The organism is Streptomyces sp. YKOK-I1 (assembly GCF_054660435.1).
Genome location: NZ_BAAGDR010000001.1, coordinates 9,015,160 through 9,035,029, shown reverse-complemented (window position 1 = coordinate 9,035,029; position 19,870 = coordinate 9,015,160). Strand labels below are relative to the sequence as shown.

Annotated in this window: 18 protein-coding genes; 13 read left to right on the top strand and 5 right to left on the bottom strand. The window is 73.2% G+C overall.

The features are described from left to right. Nucleotides 1–3: 3 nt before the first annotated feature. The 3 genes from ACYQ8Q_RS40195 to ACYQ8Q_RS40185 form a co-directional block, all read right to left on the bottom strand. Nucleotides 4–1,449, bottom strand: coding sequence for a benzaldehyde dehydrogenase (locus ACYQ8Q_RS40195; protein ID WP_460071773.1), 1,446 nt, complete (start codon nt 1,447–1,449; stop codon nt 4–6). Nucleotides 1,450–1,557: 108 nt separating this feature from the next. Then, nucleotides 1,558–2,595 carry a LacI family DNA-binding transcriptional regulator gene (locus ACYQ8Q_RS40190; protein WP_460071771.1) on the bottom strand — a complete coding sequence of 346 codons (1,038 nt, stop codon included), beginning with the start codon at nt 2,593–2,595 and terminating at the stop codon, nt 1,558–1,560. 177 nt (nt 2,596–2,772) lie between these two features. Continuing rightward, nucleotides 2,773–3,429 (bottom strand): TetR/AcrR family transcriptional regulator, encoded by a 657-nt coding sequence (locus ACYQ8Q_RS40185; RefSeq protein ID WP_460071769.1) that lies wholly within the window; start codon nt 3,427–3,429, stop codon nt 2,773–2,775. Nucleotides 3,430–3,546: 117 nt separating this feature from the next. Between ACYQ8Q_RS40185 and ACYQ8Q_RS40180 the strand changes: the two genes are divergently transcribed. From ACYQ8Q_RS40180 to ACYQ8Q_RS40150, 7 genes are all read left to right on the top strand, one after another. Next, a complete protein-coding gene (locus ACYQ8Q_RS40180) occupies nt 3,547–4,107 on the top strand; it encodes an NAD(P)H-dependent oxidoreductase (RefSeq protein WP_460071767.1) in 561 nt (186 codons plus the stop codon). A 160-nt stretch (nt 4,108–4,267) separates the two neighbouring features. Continuing rightward, the gene (locus ACYQ8Q_RS40175; RefSeq protein WP_460071765.1) at nt 4,268–5,278 is read left to right on the top strand and encodes an FkbM family methyltransferase; all 1,011 of its coding nucleotides are present in this window, start codon (nt 4,268–4,270) and stop codon (nt 5,276–5,278) included. 253 nt (nt 5,279–5,531) lie between these two features. Next, the gene (locus ACYQ8Q_RS40170; RefSeq protein WP_460071763.1) at nt 5,532–6,506 is read left to right on the top strand and encodes an alpha/beta hydrolase; all 975 of its coding nucleotides are present in this window, start codon (nt 5,532–5,534) and stop codon (nt 6,504–6,506) included. A gap of 383 nt (nt 6,507–6,889) precedes the next feature. Next, on the top strand, nt 6,890–7,882 hold the full coding sequence (locus ACYQ8Q_RS40165; protein WP_460071762.1) for a helix-turn-helix domain-containing protein: 993 nt from the start codon (nt 6,890–6,892) through the stop codon (nt 7,880–7,882). Nucleotides 7,883–8,069: 187 nt separating this feature from the next. After that, complete coding sequence (locus tag ACYQ8Q_RS40160; RefSeq protein WP_460071760.1) at nt 8,070–9,215, top strand: ABC transporter substrate-binding protein; 1,146 nt, start codon at nt 8,070–8,072, stop codon at nt 9,213–9,215. Nucleotides 9,216–9,306: 91 nt separating this feature from the next. Further along, on the top strand, nt 9,307–10,632 hold the full coding sequence (locus tag ACYQ8Q_RS40155; protein WP_460071759.1) for a sensor histidine kinase: 1,326 nt from the start codon (nt 9,307–9,309) through the stop codon (nt 10,630–10,632). Then, the gene (locus tag ACYQ8Q_RS40150) at nt 10,629–11,273 is read left to right on the top strand and encodes a response regulator (protein ID WP_460071757.1); all 645 of its coding nucleotides are present in this window, start codon (nt 10,629–10,631) and stop codon (nt 11,271–11,273) included. The genes ACYQ8Q_RS40155 and ACYQ8Q_RS40150 overlap by 4 nt, the downstream gene beginning before the upstream one ends. A 40-nt stretch (nt 11,274–11,313) precedes the next feature. Here ACYQ8Q_RS40150 and ACYQ8Q_RS40145 read toward each other — a convergent pair whose 3' ends face one another. Further along, nucleotides 11,314–12,774, bottom strand: a complete 1,461-nt coding sequence (locus ACYQ8Q_RS40145) for an MFS transporter (protein WP_460071755.1) — start codon at nt 12,772–12,774, stop codon at nt 11,314–11,316. A gap of 222 nt (nt 12,775–12,996) precedes the next feature. Here ACYQ8Q_RS40145 and ACYQ8Q_RS40140 point away from each other — a divergent pair, with 222 nt between their 5' ends. The 3 genes from ACYQ8Q_RS40140 (at nt 12,997) to ACYQ8Q_RS40130 (ending at nt 14,737) form a co-directional block, all read left to right on the top strand. Further along, nucleotides 12,997–13,452 carry a MarR family winged helix-turn-helix transcriptional regulator gene (locus ACYQ8Q_RS40140; protein WP_460071753.1) on the top strand — a complete coding sequence of 152 codons (456 nt, stop codon included), beginning with the start codon at nt 12,997–12,999 and terminating at the stop codon, nt 13,450–13,452. Nucleotides 13,453–13,535: 83 nt separating this feature from the next. Then, nucleotides 13,536–14,126 carry a TetR/AcrR family transcriptional regulator gene (locus ACYQ8Q_RS40135; protein WP_460071751.1) on the top strand — a complete coding sequence of 197 codons (591 nt, stop codon included), beginning with the start codon at nt 13,536–13,538 and terminating at the stop codon, nt 14,124–14,126. A gap of 164 nt (nt 14,127–14,290) precedes the next feature. Further along, nucleotides 14,291–14,737 (top strand): hypothetical protein, encoded by a 447-nt coding sequence (locus tag ACYQ8Q_RS40130; RefSeq protein WP_460071749.1) that lies wholly within the window; start codon nt 14,291–14,293, stop codon nt 14,735–14,737. Between the two features lie 7 nt (nt 14,738–14,744). On the opposite strand, the gene ACYQ8Q_RS40125 is transcribed toward ACYQ8Q_RS40130, so the two are convergent. Beyond that, the gene (locus ACYQ8Q_RS40125) at nt 14,745–16,139 is read right to left on the bottom strand and encodes a glycoside hydrolase family 43 protein (RefSeq protein ID WP_460071747.1); all 1,395 of its coding nucleotides are present in this window, start codon (nt 16,137–16,139) and stop codon (nt 14,745–14,747) included. A 282-nt stretch (nt 16,140–16,421) separates the two neighbouring features. On the opposite strand from ACYQ8Q_RS40125, the gene ACYQ8Q_RS40120 reads away from it, so the two are divergent. The 3 genes from ACYQ8Q_RS40120 to ACYQ8Q_RS40110 all read left to right on the top strand — a co-directional run bounded on the left by ACYQ8Q_RS40120 (nt 16,422) and on the right by ACYQ8Q_RS40110 (nt 19,745). Next, complete coding sequence (locus tag ACYQ8Q_RS40120) at nt 16,422–17,843, top strand: amidase (RefSeq protein ID WP_460073683.1); 1,422 nt, start codon at nt 16,422–16,424, stop codon at nt 17,841–17,843. A gap of 57 nt (nt 17,844–17,900) precedes the next feature. Continuing rightward, on the top strand, nt 17,901–18,119 hold the full coding sequence (locus tag ACYQ8Q_RS40115) for a hypothetical protein (RefSeq protein WP_206189786.1): 219 nt from the start codon (nt 17,901–17,903) through the stop codon (nt 18,117–18,119). A 144-nt stretch (nt 18,120–18,263) separates the two neighbouring features. Continuing rightward, nucleotides 18,264–19,745 (top strand): SPFH domain-containing protein, encoded by a 1,482-nt coding sequence (locus ACYQ8Q_RS40110; RefSeq protein WP_460071746.1) that lies wholly within the window; start codon nt 18,264–18,266, stop codon nt 19,743–19,745. The last annotated feature ends 125 nt before the right edge of the window (nt 19,746–19,870 follow it).

The following is a 19,870-nucleotide window of genomic DNA, read 5'->3' as shown; positions in this document are numbered from 1 at the left end:
ACCTCAGAACGGGTACGGCGCCACATCGCCGCGCACCGTCGTCCAGCGCAGGTCGGTGAAGGCCTCCACGTTGGCCTCGCCGCCGAAGCGGGCGCCGGTGCCGGAGGCGGCGACGCCTCCGAAGGGGGCAACGGCCTCGTCGTTCACCGTCTGGTCGTTGATGTGGACGATGCCGGTGGGGATGCGTTCGGCGAGGTCCAGGCCGCGGGCGGCGTCGCGGGTGACGATGCCCAGGGAGAGGCCGTAGGCGCTGTGGGCGGCGAGCGCGGCGGCCTCGTCGGCGCTGGTGAAGGAGCGGACGGGGGCCACCGGGCCGAAGACCTCCTCCGCGTAGGCCGGGGTCGTCTCGTCGACGCCGGTGAGGACGGTCGGCCGGTAGAAGAGGTCCTCGTGGGTGCCGCCCGCGGCGAGTTTCGCGCCGGCGGCCGTGCTGGCCTCGACCAGGCCGTGCACCTTGGTGAGCTGGCCCCGGTCGATGAGCGGGCCGAGGTGGACCTGGGCGCGGTGCGGGTCGCCGACGGCCAGGGACTCGGCCTTGGCGGCGAGCCGTTCGACGTACTCCTCGTAGAGCGAGGCGTGGACCAGGTGGCGGCCGGTGGTCATGCAGATCTGGCCCTGGTGGAAGAACGAGCCCCAGGCGGCGGTGGAGATCACCGCGTCGAGGTCGGCGTCCTCCAGCACGATCAGGGCGGAGTTCCCGCCGAGTTCCAGATGGGCGCGCTTGAGGTGGCGTCCGGCGGCCTCGCCGACCGCGCGGCCCGCGGCGGTGGAGCCGGTGAAGGAGATGACCGGCACGCGCGGGTCGGCGACCAGGGCGGCGCCCGTCTCGGCGCCGCCGGGCAGCACCTGGAGGAGGCCCGCGGGCAGGCCCGCCTCGGCGAAGACGGCGGCCAGCGAGAGGCCGCCGCAGACCGCCGTGCGCGGGTCGGGCTTGAGGACGACCCCGTTGCCGAGCGCGAGGGCGGGCGCGACGGAGCGGATGGAGAGGATCAGCGGGGCGTTGAACGGGGAGATCACGCCGACCACGCCGACCGGGATCCGCCGGGTGTACGACAGCCTGGGCGCCTCGCTGGGCAGGACCTGGCCGGCGGGACGGGAGGCGAGGGCGGCGGCCTCGTAGCACTCCTGGGCGGCGACGTGCAGTTCGAAGTCGGCCTTGCCCGGGATGGAGCCGGACTCGCGGACGAGCCAGTCGCGCAGTTCGTCGGCGTGTGCGGCGAACAGGTCGCCGGCCTTGCGCAGCACCCCGGCGCGGACGAAGTGCGGCAGGCGGGCCCATTCGCCCTGGGCGGCGCGGGAGGCCTCGGCGGCCGGGGCGACATCGGCGGCGGAGGCCAGTACGACGGTGCCGAGCGAGGCCCCGGTGGCGGGCTCGGTGACGGTGTGCCGCGGGCCGGTCAGGGCGCGGGACTGCGAGGTCTGCCAGGTCTGGGGGTCGAGCAGCGGCATGGATGGCTCTCCGATCGGTGACCCGCGGGACGCACTGCTCAGGGGCGCACACGTCCCATCTGGTTGAGCATTTAACAGCTTGTTCCGCTCGGGCGCACCCTCCATGGATCAACTGGACTCGCGGTGCACCACCGTCGCGCCGGACAGGGGGTGTGTCTCCGGCTCCGCGCCGGGGTTGCGCACCGCCCGGTCGACCAGGGCCGCGAGTTCACGGCCGGAGGGCAGCGCGATGCGCACCGTGCTCAGCGTAGGCCGCAGCAGCCGGCCCAGCATCAGGTCGTCGGCGCCGATGACGGCCGTGTCCTCGGGGATCCGCACCCCCGCCTCCGTCAGGGCCCGCATCAGCAGCATCGCGTACTCGTCGTTGTAGGCGAACACGGCGTCCAGGCCCAGGTCGGCCCAGCGGGCGGCGAGGGCGGCGGCGGACCTCTGGGTGTAGGCGAGGGGCAGCTCGACGACGGTGGCGTCGGTGCCGCGCAGGGCCTCGCGGGCGCCGGTGAGGCGGGGTCCGGAGAAGATCTCCATGCCGGGCTCCTCGGGCACGACGACACCGATCCGGCGTCTGCCCCGCGCGTGCAGGTGCTCGGCGGCGCTGTGGCCGACGCGGGCGTGGTCCAGGAGCAGCGCGTGGGCGCCCTCGACGGGCACGGGACTCAGGGTGACCACGGCCCGCGCGCCGGACCGTTTGAGGACGGCGACGCCCTCCGGACCGATGCCGGGGGTGGGCACGAGCACGGCGACCGGCCGCAGTTCGGCCCAGGCCCGGGCGGCGTCGTCGCCGCGCAGTCCGGAGCTGCCGTACTGGACGACGGTGTAGTCGAGGCGGCTGAGGGCGCCCTGGAAGTCGTGCACGAACTGGCTGTAGAGGGGGCCGGCCGGGACGGGCAGCGTGGGCATCAGGACGACCCGGCTGTGTCCGGCGCGCAGGCTGCGGGCGGCCGCGTGCGGCACGTACCCCAGTTCCCGCGCGGCCTCGTGGACCCGGCGTCGGGTGGGCTCGCTGATACGTACGGCGCTGGTGTTGTTCAGCACGTAGGAGACGGTCGCGCGGGAGACTCCGGCCAGGCGGGCCACGTCGGCGCTGGTGGGCACGGGGCGCGGCGCCGGCGGCTTCGTCGGCGCGGGCGTGTTGGGTATCTGCACCATGACGTACGGCATCTTGGCAGAAGCTGTGAGCGGCGTTTTGGGCGGGGGACGCCCAGTTTTGATCAAGCGCCGACCAGCACCTGCGCTCATCAGTGCGAATTCCGACGAACGCCCGAACAAGGATTCCGGTACGGCGCGGCGCGTCACGGCGTGTCGTGGCGTGCGCGCGGCGAGCGCTCAGCCGCCTGCCGTGATCCGGTCCACCAGATCGCTCCACCCGTGCTCCAGCCGGGCCATCGGCACCCCGCACCGCCGGGTCAGATGGTGGACCAGGACCGGGTTGAGGTAGCCCATCAGGGTGTGGGCCAGGAGTTCGTGGTCGGCGTGGGGCAGCGTCTGGCGCAGCAGGAGCACCACATGGCTGTGCTGGACGCGATGGGCGGGCACCGCGTAGCGGCGGTCCGCGGCGGCCTCGGCCGCCAGTTGCAGGTCCAGTTCGTCGGCGAGGCGGCGCAGCAGGGCGATGCCGAAGGCCCGCAGCCGCTCCACGGGCGGCGCGCCCGGTCCGAGCGGCGGGGGCCCGCCGAGGAACGCGGCCTGCATCTTCTGCTCCGCGTGGTCGAGCAGCGCCATCAGCAGACCGGTGCGGTCGCCGAAGCGCCGGAAGACCGTGCCCTTGCCCACGTTGGCGGCCGCGGCCACCGCCTCCATCGTCACCCCGGCGGCGCCGTGCTCGGCGATCAGCCGGGCGGCGGCGTCCAGCAGCCGCGCACGGTTGCGCGCCGCGTCCGCGCGCAGGCACGGCTCGTCGCCGGCGGTTCCCAGCTGGATCAGTTGCTGGGGCTCGCCGATCTTCTCCTCGGGCTCCGGACAGGGCGGCAGAAGGCTGGACATGAACTCAGCGTAAAGCACCGGGAATGAAACTGGACCACGGTCCGTTTAAGGTGCTAGAAATTAAGCGGACCTCGGTCCGGATCTTAAACGCCCTGTTTCAGCCCCTTGGGAGTTCCCATGTCTGTCCGCATCCTCGCGCTCGTCGGCAGCCTCCGCGCCGGTTCGACCAACCGCCAGCTCGCCGAGGCGGCCGTCAAGGTCGCTCCCGAGGGCGCCGAGGTCGAGCTCTTCGAGGGCCTGGCCGAGATCCCCTTCTACAACGAGGACCTCGACGTCGAGGGCAGCGTCCCGGCCGCCGCCGCGAAGCTGCGCGAGGCCGCCCAGGCCGCCGACGCGTTCCTGCTCTTCTCCCCCGAGTACAACGGCACGATCCCGGCCGTCCTGAAGAACGCCATCGACTGGCTGTCCCGCCCCTACGGCGCCGGCGCCTTCGGCGGCAAGCCCGTCGCCGTGGTCGGCACCGCGTTCGGCCAGTTCGGCGGCGTATGGGCGCAGGACGAGGCCCGCAAGGCCGTGGGCATCGCCGGCGGCAAGGTCCTCGAGGACGTCAAGCTCTCCATCCCGGGCTCGCTGACCCGCTTCGCCGAGACCCACCCGTCCGACGACGCCGAGGTCGCCGCCCAGCTGACCGAGGTCGTGGCCCGGCTGCACGGCACCGCGGGCGAGCTCGCCGCCTGATCACGGGGACGAACCCCGGCGTGGGGCACGCCACCAGGGGGCCGCGGCACGACGGCCGCGGCCCCCTCGCCGTGTCCCCCGTGTTTCCCGCCCGTCGCCACCGCGTCGAAAGTCGTTCAACCCGCAGACCGCCGGCCATACGGTCTGATAAGGCTGGGGGATGCAGACCCTTTTTCGACGACTGCTCCAGCTGATGCCCCGCGTGGGCGTCCAAGTGACCGATCTCGGCCCGGGTGCGGCGGTGGTGTCCCGGCGGGGCGGCCCCTACGAGGTGACCGACGTGGACGCGGCCACGAAGGTCGTCTCCCGGCGGGGTGGCCCGTACCGCGTGACCGGTGTCGACAAGGACACCTGGGTCCTGCGGCGCACCCGCGGCGGCGCGCGGACGGGGGTCGCCGAGAAGGGGGTCGTCCCGCTCGGCGACACCGGGGCCGTGCTCCTGATAGAGGACCCGGAGCACCAGGACGAGCGCAGGATCCAGCTTTCCGCTGCCGAATACCTGTGCGTCCAGCATGTGACCGCCATGCTCCAGCTGTACGGCGTGAACTGCGTCTTCGACGTCGGCGCCAACACCGGCCAGTACGCCAAGCGGCTGCGCAAGGCCGGGTACACCGGCCGGATCGTGTCCTTCGAGCCGACCTCGGAGACGTTCGCCCGGCTGGCGAAGGCCGCGGAGAACGACCCCGAGTGGCAGGTCCACCAGTGCGGACTGGGCCGCGAGGAGACGACCGCGGAGATCCACAAGAGCTGGCTGACCATGAACTCCCTGCTGCCGCCCAGCGACTACGGCAAGGGCCGCTACAGCCGGTTCAAGAAGTCCGACACCGAGGAGATCCGCATCCGCCGCCTCGACGAGGTGATGGACGAGGCCCTGGCGGGGCTCGCCGACCCCGTCCCGTATCTGAAGATGGACACCCAGGGCTATGACCTGGAGGTGTTCGCCGGGGCCGGCAAGCGCGTCGCGGACTTCGTGGGCATGCAGTCCGAGGTCGCCTGTCTGCGGCTGTACGAGGGCAGCCCGACGATGGGCGAGGCCGTCGCCGCGTACGAGGCGGAGGGCTTCGGCATCACCGGCATGTACCCGGTGACCCGCGAGGCGACCACCGGCCGCGTGATCGAGTTCGACTGCGTGATGATGCGCGCGGCGTCGGCCCCGGACCCGGCCTCCTAGGCCGCCGCAGTCGCCGCGGCTGCCCGCAGGCTGGTGATCGTCGTGACGGTGAGGACGAGCACGATGAAGCCGAGGGTGATCGACAGGTCATGACCTCGCAAGGCGCCGGGCCCGTGGAAGGCCGTGGAACGGCCGTGGAGGGTGTCACCCGCCGGATGGCGGGGAGGTTCCGCCGGACGGCGGTGCTCCGGACGGCGGCGGACGGCTGAATCATGTCCGCACGAGCCGCCGCGTTCTCGTGTGAGGAGAAGCCATGACATCCGTTCCGCCGCCGTTCGACCCCGAGCTCGCCGCCGCGCTGGAGCTGATCAAGGAGGTGATCCAGCCCGGGATGTCCCCCGAGGACATCGAGGCCATCCGCCAGGGGCCGGGCATCTCGATGCTGGCCGAGCTGGATCTGACGGCGGGCGGCGCCTTCGAGGTCGAGGACCGGACGGTGCCGGGGCCCGAGGGCGCCCCCGAGATCTCGCTGCTGATCTGCCGGCCCACCGCACCGGCCCCCGCCCGGCCGCGCCCGGTCGTCTACCACGTGCACGGCGGCGGCATGGTCCTCGGCACCAACCGGGTCGGCGTCGACGTGGCGCTGGACTGGGCCCGGGAACTGGACCTGGTCGTGGTGTCCGTGGAGTACCGGCTGGCGCCCGAGAACCCGCACCCGGCGCCGGTCGAGGACGTGTACGCCGGACTGCTGTGGACGGCGGAGCACGCGAAGGAGCTGGGCGCGGACCCGGAGCGGATCGTGATCGCCGGGGCCAGCGCGGGCGGCGGGCTCAGCGCGGCGCTCGCCCTGCTGCTGCGCGACCGGGGCGGGCCACGGCCGATCGGTCAGCTGCTGATGTGCCCGATGCTGGACGACCGCAACGACACCCCCTCCTCCCACCAGATGGCGGGCCTCGGCGTGTGGGACCGCACGGCCAACGAGACCGGCTGGGGCGCCCTGCTCGGCGGGCTGCGCGGCGGCCCCGACGTCTCCCCGTACGCGGCGCCGGCCCGCGCGGAGGACCTGTCCGGGCTGCCCCCGGCCTTCCTCGACGTCGGCTCCGCGGAGACCTTCCGGGACGAGGTCGTCGCCTACGCCTCCCGGATCTGGCAGGCGGGCGGAGTGGCCGAGCTGCACGTCTGGCCCGGCGGCTTCCACGGCTTCGACGGCTTCGCCCCCCAGGCGGCGCTGTCCCGCACGGCCCGAGCGGCCCACGTGGACTGGCTGCGACGACTCCTCGCGGAGTAGCCCGACTCCGGTCCGACGGGACTTGCGCCAGAACCCCAGAGCAGGCCCGCCAAAGGACCGCATCGGCTTGCTTCAGACGGGGTGGGTCGAAGCCGGCGCACGCGGGTCTGCTCCGGCGCGCAATAGGTCCACGCCAGGACCTCACGGGCCTGCCCAGGGGAAATGGGGCCGGTGTCTCGACGCGCGGGGCGCCGACCGGTCGGAGGGAGGCCGACCGGAGGCCGGCGTTCCGTCGGGTGTGTCCGGGCCTTCGCCTTCCCGCCGTCCCTCCTACCAGCGCGAACGGATCGGACCGGCATGCACGATCCTGATCACGGGCGGTCCGCCCGTGCCCCCGGCTCTCGGCTCTCCTCAGCGGCGCACGCGTGGCGCATGATGGCCGTATGAAAGAGCTGGCCGGGCGTCTGACCGCTCTGGACCCGGACGCGGGTGCCGCCGTGCGGGTCATCGCCTACTTCGACCGCCTGGCCGAGGCCCGCGCCGGGGTGGAGGCGCTGGTGCGCGGGGCCGCCGTACTCGCCGGGGTGCCCGCGCGGCTGGTCGACGCCGACCGGCGGGTACGGGTACGCGTCGAGGCGGACGGCACCCGACGCGACTCGGACCTCCCGCCGGACCCGGAGTGGCCGTCCGCGGCGCTGACGCCCGAGGGCGCGCCCGCGCTGTGGCTGGAGCGCTCGGGAGCGGTGCCCAGCGTGGTCGACGCGGTGATCCTGGAGCGGGCCGCCGGAGCGGCACGGCTCGTCCTCGACCGCACCCGGGGACGGGCCCCGCTCGACGATCCCGCCCTGGTCGAGACGGTGCTGGACGCCACGGCCGGTGAACCGGCCCGGCTGCACGCGGCCCGGCGGCTCGGCCTCGACCCGCACGCCGCCGCCCGCGCCGTCGCCGTACCGTCCGGACGGCCCCGGGTGGTCCCCGCCGAGGCCGCGGTCACGGAGGCCGCGGGCCCGCGGACCGGCGTCGGCCCCGCCGTCCCCGTCCTGGACCTGCCGCGCTCCTGGGCCGCCGCCCGCACCGCGCTGAGATTCACCGCCGAGGGAACCGCGCAGGATCCCGGACCCCGGGTGGTGTACGCCGACGAGCTGGGCGGGATCGCCCTGCTGGCCGAGGTCGTCCTGCCGGGGGCCGAACCGCCGCCGGACGTCCAGGCGTTGGAGGCGGCCGCCGCGGACGCACCCTGGCTGCTCACCACGCTGTACGCCGTCGTCGCGACGGCGAGTCTGCGGGCGGCCGCCGCCGAGGCGAACGTGCACCACTCCACGCTCCAGGACCGGCTGACCCACGCCGAGCATCTGCTGGGCTGGCCCGTGCGGACCCCGCAGGGCCGGCTGCGGCTGCACCTCGCGCTGACGGCACGGCGCCTGACACGGTCGTAGCCCTCCCTGGAGCCACCCCGCCCCACCTCCTGTCGTTCAACCGATCGGTTGAACGGGGGTTCCACCGGACGCCCGGCATCGGGGCCGTCCGGACGACGCGCGGCAGCGCCCGCGCGGCGCAGAATCGGGATCGACCGCGGCGCCCGGTCCCCACCCCCCCCTCAGAGTTCAGAGAGGTCTGCGCATCATGCCCAGCTCCCCCAGCAGAAGGCGTCTTCTCGCGACCGGCGCGGGTGCCGCCCTCGGCCTCGGCGCCCTCGGCACCTCCCCCGTCTCCGCCACCCCCGCCACGACCCCCACCACCGCGCGGTCCGGTTCCGGGGCCGAGGAGACCCGGTCGCTCGACGAGCTGTACCAGGCCGCCCTCGCGGAGGGCGGCAAGCTCGTCGTGTACGCGGGCGGAGACACCCCGACCCAGCAGGACGGCACCAAGGCCGCCTTCCTCAAGCGCTTCCCGGACATCGACCTGAAGCTGATCGTGGACTACAGCAAGTACCACGACGTCCGCATCGACAACCAGCTCGCCACCGGCACCCTCGTCCCCGACGTCGTCCAGTTGCAGACGCTCCAGGACTTCGTCCGCTGGAAGTCCCAGGGCCGCCTGCTGCACTACCGGCCCGCCGGATTCTCCCGGGTCCACGAGAAGTTCAAGGACCCGCAGGGCGCCTGGGTCGCGATCGCCGCGATCGGATTCAGCTTCATGTACGGCCCCGCCGCGGCCGGCGCCGACGCGCCGCGCACCCCGCTGGACCTGCTCGACGCGCGGTGGAAGGGGCGGATCGCGTCCTCCTTCCCGCACGACGACGACGCGGTCCTCTACCTCTACTCGCTGTACGTCAAGCACTACGGCTGGGACTTCGTGGCCCGACTGGCCGCGCAGGACGTCCGGTTCGCGCGCGGCAGCAACTCCCCCGGTGACGCCGTACGCGCCGGACAGTACGCGATCGGCGTCGGCGGCTCCGGCGCGCCGCTGTCCACCGGCCCGGTGAAGTGGGTGATGCCCGAGAGCGCGCCGTTCATGGCCTGGGGCCAGCGGGCGGCGATCCTGAAGGCTGCCGCGAACACCACGGCGGCGAAGCTGTACCTCAACTGGCAGCTGTCGACGGCCACTCAGGCGAGCGCGTTCAACGGCTGGTCGGTGCGCACCGACATCACTCCCCCGGCCGGGCTGAAGCCGGTCTGGGAGTACCCCAACGCCCACCTCGACGGCTTCCCCCGCTTCATGTCCGACCGCGCCGAGGTGGAGCGGCTGAAGCAGACCTTCGCCCTGTACTTCGGCGAGGTGAAGGGCGATCCGACGCCGGGCTTCCTCGGGCTGCGCCCGGGCGCCTGACCATGGTCGCCGAGCGTCCTCACATCGTCCCTACAGCCGACGGATAGACTCGGCTCCCCTGTTCGAACGGATCATCGTCCAAGGGGATTTCGTGTCCGACCGCGCTCCCGTCCGTACCGCTGTGAAAGCCGTCCTCGGGAGCCGGCCGGGTCTGTCCCACCTCACCCATCTGACGTTCTTCCTGGTCGTCGGGGCGGGGCTGGTGAGATTCGCGCGGCTGGGGATCGGGCCGTGCTGGGACGTGATGACGGTCAGCACCCTGCTGGCCGTCGGCTACGCGGGCGGGCTCGCCGCCGGGGACCGGCTCGGGCGCTCCGGGCCCTGGGGCCGGTACGGACGGCAGGCGTGGATCGCGGCGCTGCTCGGGCTCTGGGCCCTGCTGCTGCATCTCGCCCCCTCGCTCGTCCCGACCTACACCTGGTGCGCCGTCCCGCTGGCCTGCGCGGCACTGCGCGTGCTCGGGCGGCGGGCGGCCGGGGTGGCGGTGGGCGCGCTGACCGTCGTACTCGTGGCTCAACTGGCTTACGGTACGGGGCCGTTCGATCCGGAGGTGGTGCTGATCCCGGTGGCGGCCGTGTGGGGCACGCTCGCGCTCTACCGCTCCCAGCAGCGGGACGCCGCCGAACGGCTGCGGCTGGTGGAGGAGTTGCGGGGCACCCGGGACGTCCTGGCGCGACAGCAGCGGCAGGCGGGGGTGCTGGCCGAGCGGGCGAGGATCGCCCGGGATCTGCACGACACCCTGGCCCAGGAGCTCTCCGGTGGTGTGATGCTGCTGCAGGCCGCCGAGCGGGACTGGGACGGGCGCCAGGACGTGGCCCGTACCCGGGTGCGGGCCGTCGCGGACGGGCTGCACACCACGCTCGCCGAGACCCGGCGGATCATCCGCGACCTCACGCCGTCGGCCGTGGACGAGGCCGGCCTGGAGGGCGCGCTGCGGCTGCTGTGCGCACGGGCCGAGGCGGAGGGCGCGGCGGCGCGGGTCCGATTCCACACGGCGGGCCCCCGTGGGACGACCCTCGCCACACAGCCGACGGGCCCCGCCGCACAGAGCACGCGCCCCGTCGTACAGACCGCCGGCCTCGACGCGCAGGCCGCGGCGACGCTGTTCCGGGTGGCGCAGAGCACGCTGGCCAATGTGCGGGAGCACGCCCACGCGGTGAACGTCCAGGTCACGCTGCGGGCCGGGGTGGACCGCGTGGAGCTCGAAGTGCGGGACGACGGCGCCGGGTTCGAGCCCGGGCGGATCACCGGACTCTCCTCTGCGGGCCGGGGGCTGGGGCTGCCGGCCGCCCGAGCCCGGTTGCGCGAGTGCGGCGGCGAGCTCGCCGTCGGCAGCACTCCGGGCCACGGCACCTGTGTGCGGGCCACGGTCCCCATGGCGCCCTCGGCCCGCCCGGCGCCGGTGGCCGCGCGATGAGCGGTGGGCCGTTGCGGGTGCTGCTCGCGGACGACCATGCCGTCGTACGGGCCGGGTTGCGGGCGCTGCTGGAGGGGGAGCCGGACGTCGAGGTGGTGGCGGAGGCGGGCAGCGGGGAGGAGGCCGTGGGGCTCGCGGCGCGGCTGCGGCCCGATGTGGTGCTGATGGATCTGCGGTTCGGTGGCCGGGGCGGGGTCGACGGGATCGAGGCGGTGCGCCGGCTCGCGACCGAGGCGCCGGGGGTGCCGGCGGTGATGCTGACGAGTTACTCGGGCCGGGCGGACGTGGTGCGCGCGCTGGAGGCCGGGGCGCGGGGGTATGTGCTGAAGGCGGGGCCGCCGCAGGAGCTGTTCCGGGCGGTGCGCGGCGCGGCCGTCGGGGCACTGGGGCTCGCTCCGGAGGTCATGGACGAGCTGGTGGGCCAAGTGGTGGCGCCCGAGCGGGAGTTGAGCGGGCGGGAGGTGGAGGTGGTGCGGCTGCTGGCCGACGGGCTGAGCAACCGGGGCATCGCCGAGGCGCTGTTCCTGAGCGAGGCCACCGTCAAGACGCATCTGGTGCGCCTCTACCGCAAGCTCGGCGTGGACAACCGGGCGGCGGCGGTGTCGGAGGCGGTGCGGCGGGGGCTGCTGGACCTGGGGTGACGAAAGGGGCGCCCGGTGGCCGGGCGCCCCTCGAGGTGGGTCAGACCTTGGCGGGCTGCTCCGGCTCGGCGGCCGGGTCCGTGCTCTCCTGGCCGACGGCCGTGTCGCGGGCGGCCGGGATGACGGCGGCGATGGCGCCGGAGACCAGGGCGAGGCCGCCGCCGACGAGGAGCGCGGTGCGGAAGCCGTCCTCGGAGGCGAAGGTGTAGCCGCCCATGGTGGTGGTCATCTGCGAGAGGATCACCCCGATGACGGCGGAGCCGATCGAGGTGCCGAGCGAGCGCATCAGGGTGTTGAAGGCGTTCGCGGCGGCGGTCTCGGTCAGCGGCACCGAGCTCATGATCAGCGCGGGCATGGCGCCGTAGGCGAGTCCGACGCCGCTGCTGGTGATGATGGTGACGACCATGACGCCCCAGGCGGAGCCGATCAGGGCCATGGAGGCGAAGTAGCCGACGGCCAGGACCAGGGCGCCGCAGATCAGGGTGAACTTCGGGCCGCGGGCGTTGGTGAGCTTCCCGCCGAGCGGCGAGACGACCATCATCATCAGACCGCCGGGGGCCATCCACAGTCCGGCGGCGAGCATCGACTGGCCGAGGCCGTAGCCGGTGGCCTCGGGGAACTGGAGCAGCTGCGGCATCACCAGCATGCTCGCGTACATGCCGAAGCCGATGAAGACCGAGGCGAGGTTGGTGAGGAGGACGCGGGGGCGGGCGGTGGTGCGCAGGTCGATCAGCGGGTCGGTGGTGCGGATCTCCCAGAATCCCCAGCCGAGCACCACCACGAGGGCGGCGGCGAACAGAGCGAGCGTGGTGCCCGAGGCCCAGCCCCAGTCGGCGCCCTTGGAGACCGCGAGCAGCAGACAGACCAGGCCGACGCCGAGGCCGATCGCGCCGGGCAGGTCGAAGCGCTGCCCCTTCGCGCCGGCGGGGACGTCGGGGACCAGCAGGAAGATCAGGACGGCGACGACGGCGGCCAGCGCCGCCGAACCCCAGAACAGGACGCGCCAGTCGGCGTACTGCGCCACGGCGGCGGCCAGCGGCAGTCCGATGGCGCCGCCGATGCCCATGGAGGCGCTGACCAGCGCGATGGAACCGCTGAGCTTCTCCGCCGGTACGACGTCCCGCAGCAGCGCGATGCCGAGCGGCACCATGCCCATGCCCATGCCCTGGAGTCCACGCCCGACGATCATCGTCACGACGTCGGAGGCGAACGCGCACACCACCGAGCCGACGACCAGCGGCACGGAACAGGCGAGCAGCATGCGCCGCTTGCCCACCAGGTCGCCGAGACGGCCGACGACGGGGACGCACACCGCCGCCACCAGCAGCGTGACCGTGATCACCCAGGCCGCGTTCGAGGACGAGGTGTCCAGGATCCGGGGCAGCTCGGCGATGAGGGGCGTGACCAGCGTCTGCATGATCGCCGCCGTGGTGCCGGCGAAGGCCAGCGTGGCGATCACGGCTCCTGAGCGGGCCGTGGGCTGGGGAACGGGGGCGCCCATGGGCGACTCTCCTCGGTGAAGGTGAAGGGGTGCCGACCCGACGCGCTGGACGCGCGTGCGGGAACGGACGTACAGGAACGGACGTGCGGGAACGGACGTGCGGGAACGGACGTGCGGGAACGGACGTGCGGGAACGGACGTGCGGGAAGATGTGCATCGTACATGCCGTATGTATCAACCACATGATGTGGCCCGTGCACACCCATATGCCAGGATGACCCCATGGAGACGCCCACCCATGAGGTCGAGTACGAGCAGCTGCTGCTCAGCCGTCATACGTTCCTGAACCAGCGGGGCGGCCGCCGCAAGAACAGCCTCCTGGAGCGCAGCGCGTACATCCTGCTGAGCCGGATCCAGATCCAGGGGCCGATGTCGATCGGGGAGCTGAGCGACGCCTTCGGTCTGGACGCCTCCACGCTGAACCGGCAGACGGCGGCGGCGATGCGGGCGGGTCTGATCGAGCGCATCCCCGACCCCGAGGGCGGGATGGCCCGCAAGTTCCGGCTCACCGACGAGGGGCTGCGCCTGGTGGACGCGGAGCGCGAGGGGATCGTCGACATCCTGGACCAGGTGATGCACGACTGGTCGCAGGACGACATCGCCGCCTTCGCGGGCTATCTGCGCCGCTTCAACCACGGTATCGAGGCCATCGGCGGCCGCCCCTGGCCCCGCCCCTAGGGCGCCCCCTTGGGCCACCGTGCCATCATGGGCAAACGGAACGGCGTCTCGCTTGACCGAACGGGGAGCGGAGGAAACGCACGGTGAAGGACGGCGAGGGCGGCGCGGGGCAGGCGGAGCGGCCGCAGCGGGCGGACGCGCGGCGCAACAAGGAGAGCCTGCTCGACGCGGCGGCCGCGATCTTCGTGGAGTCGGGCGTGGAGGCGCCGGTCCGCGACATCGCGGCGAAGGCGGGCGTCGGCACGGCCACGATCTACCGCCACTTCCCGACCCGGGCCGATCTGATCATCGCGGTCTACCGGCACCAGGTCGAGGCCTGTGCCGAGGCGGGCCCGGCGCTGCTGGCGGCAGGCCCGACCCCGTACACGGCGCTGGGCCGGTGGATCGACCTCTTCACCGACTTCCTGGTCACCAAGCACGGGCTCGCGGCCGTGCTCCAGTCCGACGACGCCGGCTTCGAGGGCCTGCACCACTATTTCCTCGACCGGCTGATGCCCGTGTGCACCGAGCTGATCGAGGCCGCCGTGGCCGCCGGCGAGATCCGCTCCGGCATCACCGCCTACGAACTCATGCGCGGCGCCGGCAATCTCTGCATCGGCGCGGAGCACGACGCCCGTTACGACGCCCGCCGTCTGGTCGGCCTCCTCGTCGCGGGACTGCGCGAGCCACGGTGACCACGGGCCGCCGCTTCCCCCGGCCCGGAACGCCCCAACTCCGGCCGGAACGAAGAGGCGCCACCCGAGCAGTCCGCGCCACCCTTGCCACCCGCGCACTCTGCGCCCCGACGCCCCGACGCCCCGGGAGGCCCGTCGGGCCGCTTGCCGGGCGGCGGGCTCCTGTGCTGGGTGGCACCCGTCCCGAGGCCGTAGCCGCCCGTGGCCGGGTCGTCGGACTCGGCGGGGCCGCCGCGATCAACCTCTCCGGGAACGTCACCGACGTCGTCCCGCCGCCGGGCGGCGACGCCGACCGCCGGATGCGGCGCATCACCTACCCGGCCGCCGCGCGGCGGTGTCCTCGATCTGCCGCCCCCGAACGGGCCTGCGGCGTCCGCCCGTTGGACGGTCACCGCGTCCTGGGCGGCGCAGACGGTGTGCGAGATCGACGTCGTCGCCTTCGTGGTCGTCGAGGACGAGCAGGTCGCCCTCGACGAGGACTTCGTCTTCCACGGCTGCCGGCCGCGCTCCACCGCCGCGGCCCGCTGTGGCGGCTGCGCGCGGTGGGCCAGGGCTACGACCACGGTCTGGACGCCCTGGCCCACGGCTGCGGCGTGGACATCACCGGCTGACGGGTGCTCAGGCCCAGGCCGTCACCGGGGTGAAGGAGCTGTCCTGCCGGAACAGGTCGGTCCCGTCCGACACCACCACGCTCAGCTGGTAGTTGTAGTGCCGCAGGTAGTAGCCCGGGTAGTTGTACGACTCGAAGCGCACCGAGCCGCTCGCCGTGCCGGTGCGGGCGACGAACGTGGCGTCCTTGGCGAAGGTCGTGGTGCCGTCGTTGGCGTCGAAGCGGGCGCGGAAGTTGTAGTGCCGCAGGTAGTTGCCCGAGGAGTCGCGGAACGAGTAGCCGCCCGAGTCGGCGAGGCCCGCGACGACCGTGAAGGTGGACGCCGTCTTCTCGCTGCTGGTGCTGGAGCTGGTCACCACCGGGAGGTTGAGCAGCGAGGACTGCGTCTGCCAGTACCGCGTCGTGTAGTTGGCGGACTGGAAGGAGCGGGTGGCGTTCTTGGTGATGCTCGGGCCGCCGGACACCGTCTCCTTGATGACGGTGAAGTGGCGGGCGGTGCCCGAGATCGCCGGCAGGGCCTTGGGCGCGCTCCAGGTGGCGAAGGAGTCGGTGCTGTCGCTGTAGTAGTAGTTGCCGTCGCCGTAGCCGTCGAAGAAGATCCGCCAGGTGCCGTTGTCGAGCTGGATCACCGAGGGGCCCTCGCGGTAGCTGCCCCAGCCGGCCCAGTCGCCGGTCTTGGAGATCGTGTAGGGCCCGGCGAGGCTGCTCGCGGTGGCGTACTCGATGTACTTCGTCGTCTCGTTCTTGGTGAAGGCGTGGTAGGTCGAGCCGACCTTCACGATGTAGGTGTCGATGTGGTTGGAGCCGATACCGGACAGGGCGACCGGTGAACTCCAGGCCGTCAGCGCCGTGTTGGTGGCCTTCAGCAGATACGGGGTGAAGATCCACTCGTCGCTGGTCAGCGAGCAGGACACGATGACGTTGACGCTGCCGTCGCTGTCCACGAACCACTCCGGCGCCCAGGCGCGCGAGAGGTTGGTGATCGGGACCGTGTAGTCGTAGAGGAACGTCCAGGTGACCCGGTCGGAGCTGCGGGCGAAGCCGATCGTGGTGCTGACGTCCTGCCAGGTGTGGGTGGTGTAGGTGAGGTAGTAGTAGCCGTCGGAGTGCTTGAACACGCTCGCGTCGCGGATGCGGTTCGACGGCGGGGTGTACGCGGAGGACTGCACCAGCCGGAAGTCGGTGGCGTCGTCGGACTGGTAGACGTTGACCGTGCCGTCGTTGCTGTTGAGGAACGGCACGATGGTGTAGCGGGTGGCGGAGCCGGCGGCCGGGGCCGCGGCGAGGGCGGTGCCCAGCAGGCCGGGCAGCTCGCCGAGGACGAACGCCGAGGCGGGCAGGACGGCCATCGCGCGCAGCAGGGCTCGGCGGGACGGGGACGCGGCGGGGCGGGGTGAGGTCATGGTCGGCTCTCTTCACTACGGCTCAGTAGTCCGACATACCGAACAAGGTTCGGAAAGTCGGTCAGAAGGTAGGCGCGAGTCAGGAACACGTCAATGGTTTGCGCAGGAACAGGTGGTGCCTGTGTTGCCGCTGTGACACCCAGTCGACCGCTGGCGTGACACCCCGTCGACCACCGGCGTGACACCCCGTCAACCACCGCTCCCCGCGCGCCGTTCCGTCAACCGCCCCCGAGACGTTACCGTTCGGTAGTGTCAGACGACGTCGTCCCGGAGGTGCCCCGTATGACGCCCGACCGTGCCGCCGGCCTCGCCGAGACCGCCCGGGCGCTCGCCGCGGGCGAGGTCTCCTCACGCACGCTGGTCGAACAGACCCTGGCCCGGATCGAGGCCAGCCAGGCCACCCTCAACGCCTTCCGGATCGTCCGCGCCGAGGCCGCGCTCGCCGAGGCCGACGCCGCCGACCGGGAGCTGGCGGCCGGGGCGCGCGGGCCGCTGCTGGGGGTGCCGGTCGCGGTCAAGGACGACATGGACGTGGCGGGTTCGCCGACCGCGTTCGGCTGCGCGGGCGAGCACCCGCCGGTCGCCCGGGACGGGGAGGCGGTACGGCGGCTGCGCGCGGCCGGGGCCGTCGTCGTCGGCAAGACCAACACCTGTGAGCTGGGGCAGTGGCCGTTCACCGAGGGCCCCGCCTTCGGCGCGACCCGCAACCCGTGGAGCACCGGGCACACCCCGGGCGGCTCCTCGGGCGGCTCGGCGGCCGCGGTGGCGGCGGGCCTGGTGCCGGCCGCGCTGGGGTCGGACGGGGCCGGTTCGGTCCGTATCCCCGCCTCCTGGACCCATCTCGTCGGAGTGAAGCCGCAGCGGGGCCGGGTCTCCACCTGGCCGCGCGGCGAGTCCTTCCAGGGCATCACCGTCAACGGCACCCTCGCCCGGACGGTGCAGGACGCCGCCCTGCTCCTCGACGCGGCGAGCGGCAACCACGCCCTCGATCCGCACCGGCCCGCCGCGATCGACGCCTCGGCGGCCGTGCGCCGCGACCCCGGACGGCTGCGGATCGCGCTCTCGCTGAAGCCCCCGTTCACCGCGGTGCCCGCACGGCTGACGCCGGAGGTGCGGGCGCGGGTCGTCGAACTGGCCGGGCACCTCGCCGACCTGGGCCACGAGGTCGAGGAGGCGGACCCGCCGTACGGGCGGATCGGGCTCACCTTCGTGCCCCGGGCTACCGCGGGCATCGCCGAGTGGGTGGCCGACGCCCCCTTCCCCGCGCTCCTCGACCCCCGCACCCGGGACGCCGCACGGCTCGGACGGCTGCTCGGCGGCGCCCCGCTCAAGGCGGCCCGGCGCGCGGAGGCGGTCCTGCACCGCCGTATCGGCTCCTTCTTCACCTCGTACGACGTCGTCCTCGCGCCGACCACGGCCGCTCCCCCGCCGCGCATCGGCGCCATGCTGCATCTGAGCGGGTTCGCCACCGACCGCGCGATGATCGCCGCCTGCCCCTACGCCTGGCCGTGGAACGTGCTGGGCTGGCCCGGCGTCAACGTCCCCGCCGGTTTCGCGCCCGGCGGACTGCCGGTCGGCGCGCAGCTACTCGGCCCGGCGCACAGCGAGCCGCTGCTGCTCTCGCTCGCCGCCCAGCTGGAGGCGGAGCTGCGCTGGCACGAGCACTGGCCCGAGCCGCTCGTGGCGGACTCCCCGGCCGTCTGACCGTGCCCTTCACGTCGACCCGCTGACCCGCGGTCCTGCCGCCCGTACGCTGTGACCATGGACGATGCGTCGATGGTCGGGCTGATGGGGCGGGTCACCGGGACGATCGGGCCGGGGCTGGTCGGCGAGGTGATCGTCCGGGTGCGCGGCGGGGCCGAGCACTTCCTCGCCTACGCCGCGGACGGCACCGGCCGGATCGAGCGCGGCAGGGTCGTCATGGTGGTGGAGTACCTGGCGCCGAGGACCGTCTACGTCACGGAGGCGTACGACAGTTGAGCCGGCTCAGGCGCAGGTGAGAGCGGGGTCGGCCATGTGTGCGTCAAGATTGCAACAAGGATCCGTCTGCGTCTTCACCCGGGGCCCCGGCAGGCGCACACTCCCTTCGTTCGGTGCCGAAAGGGCACCATGCAAAGGGGGCGTATGCCGATGGTTGTCGGCGTCGTTGCGGGGATGGCGGTCGCCGCCGTTCTCGTTCTGATCGGTCTGTTCAAGTTGATGTGGCGGGTCGCGGAACCCAACGAGGCACTCGTCATCTCCGGCTCCAAGCACCGTGTGGAGGGGCTGGAGGAGGGCATGGGCTTCCGCATCGTCACGGGGCGCGGCACGCTGGTGATGCCCGGCGTGCAGGTGGTGCGCAAGCTGTCGCTCGACCTGAACGAGACCGAGCTGCACGTGGACTGCGTGACGCACCAGGGCATTCCGCTGAAGGTGCGGGGCGTGGTCATCTTCAAGGTGGGCGACGACTTCGTGTCGATCGCCAACGCCGCCCGGCGCTTCCTCGACCAGCAGAGGATGATGTCGGAGCGGGTGCACAACGTGTTCGCCGGTCATCTCCGCTCCATCGTGGGCGGGTTGACGGTCGAGGACATGATCCGGGACCGGGAGAAGCTCACGGGGCAGACCCGTGCCGCCTGCGGCACGGAGATGGAGAAGCTCGGTCTGATCGTGGACTCCCTCCAGATCCACGAGATCGAGGACCCGACCGGGTACATCCAGAACCTGGCGATGCCGCACGCGGCGGCCGTGCAGCGGGACGCCCGTATCGCGCAGGCGGAGGCGAACCGGCTCGCCACGGAGGCCGAGCAGGCCTCGTTCGCCCGGATGGCCGAGGCCACCCGGGACAGCGAGATCCTCCAGGCCGGCTACCAGGCCGAGCGGGACAAGGCGGCGGCCAAGGCCCGTCAGGCGGGCCCGCACGCCGAGGCGGCCGCCCGGCAGGAGGTCGTCGTCCAGGAGACCCGGGTCGCCGAACTGGAGGCGCACCGGCGCGAACAGCAGCTCCAGGCCGATGTCCGCAAGCCGGCGGACGCGGCGGCCTACGAGAAGCGCACGCTGGCCGAGGCCGAGCGCGACGCGCGGATCTCGGCGGCCGAGGCCAAGGCGAAGGAGACGGAACTCGCGGCCGCCGCCGAGGCGACCCGGGTGAAGACCGCCGCCGGCGCCGAGGCCGAGGCCACCAAGACCCGGGGTGCCGCCACCGCGGCGGCGACCCGGGCCACCGGTGAGGCCGAGGCGGCCGCCGCGCAGGCCCGCGGTCTGGCGGAGGCCGCGGCGACGAAGGCGCAGGGTCTCGCGGAGGCGGAGGCCATCAAGGCGCGGGCCGCGGCCCTCGCCGAGAACCAGGAGGCCGTCGTCGCCCAGCAACTCGCGGAGAAGTGGCCGGAGATCGTCCAGGCGGGCGCGTCCGCGTTCGGCAACGTCGACAACATGGTGCTGCTCAACGGTGCCGACGGCATGGCCGACGTGTTCGCGAAGGCCCTCACCATGGGCGGTACCGGGCTCGGGCTCGCGCGTCAGCTGCTGGCGTCCATGAACCAGAACGGGCAGGCCCCGGCCGGGACTTCGCCCCTGAATGGAGCCGGGGCACCGCCGTCGCAGAAGGTGCCGGTCGAAGGAGCGTGACCCGCACCCGACCCGCGTGACATGCCCGTGGGGGCGGCCTTCGGGTCGCCCCCACGGGTGCGTTCAGGACACGCCGAGGGCGCTTCCGCGAGCGCACTCGGGGCGCTTCCGCAGGCGCACTCGGG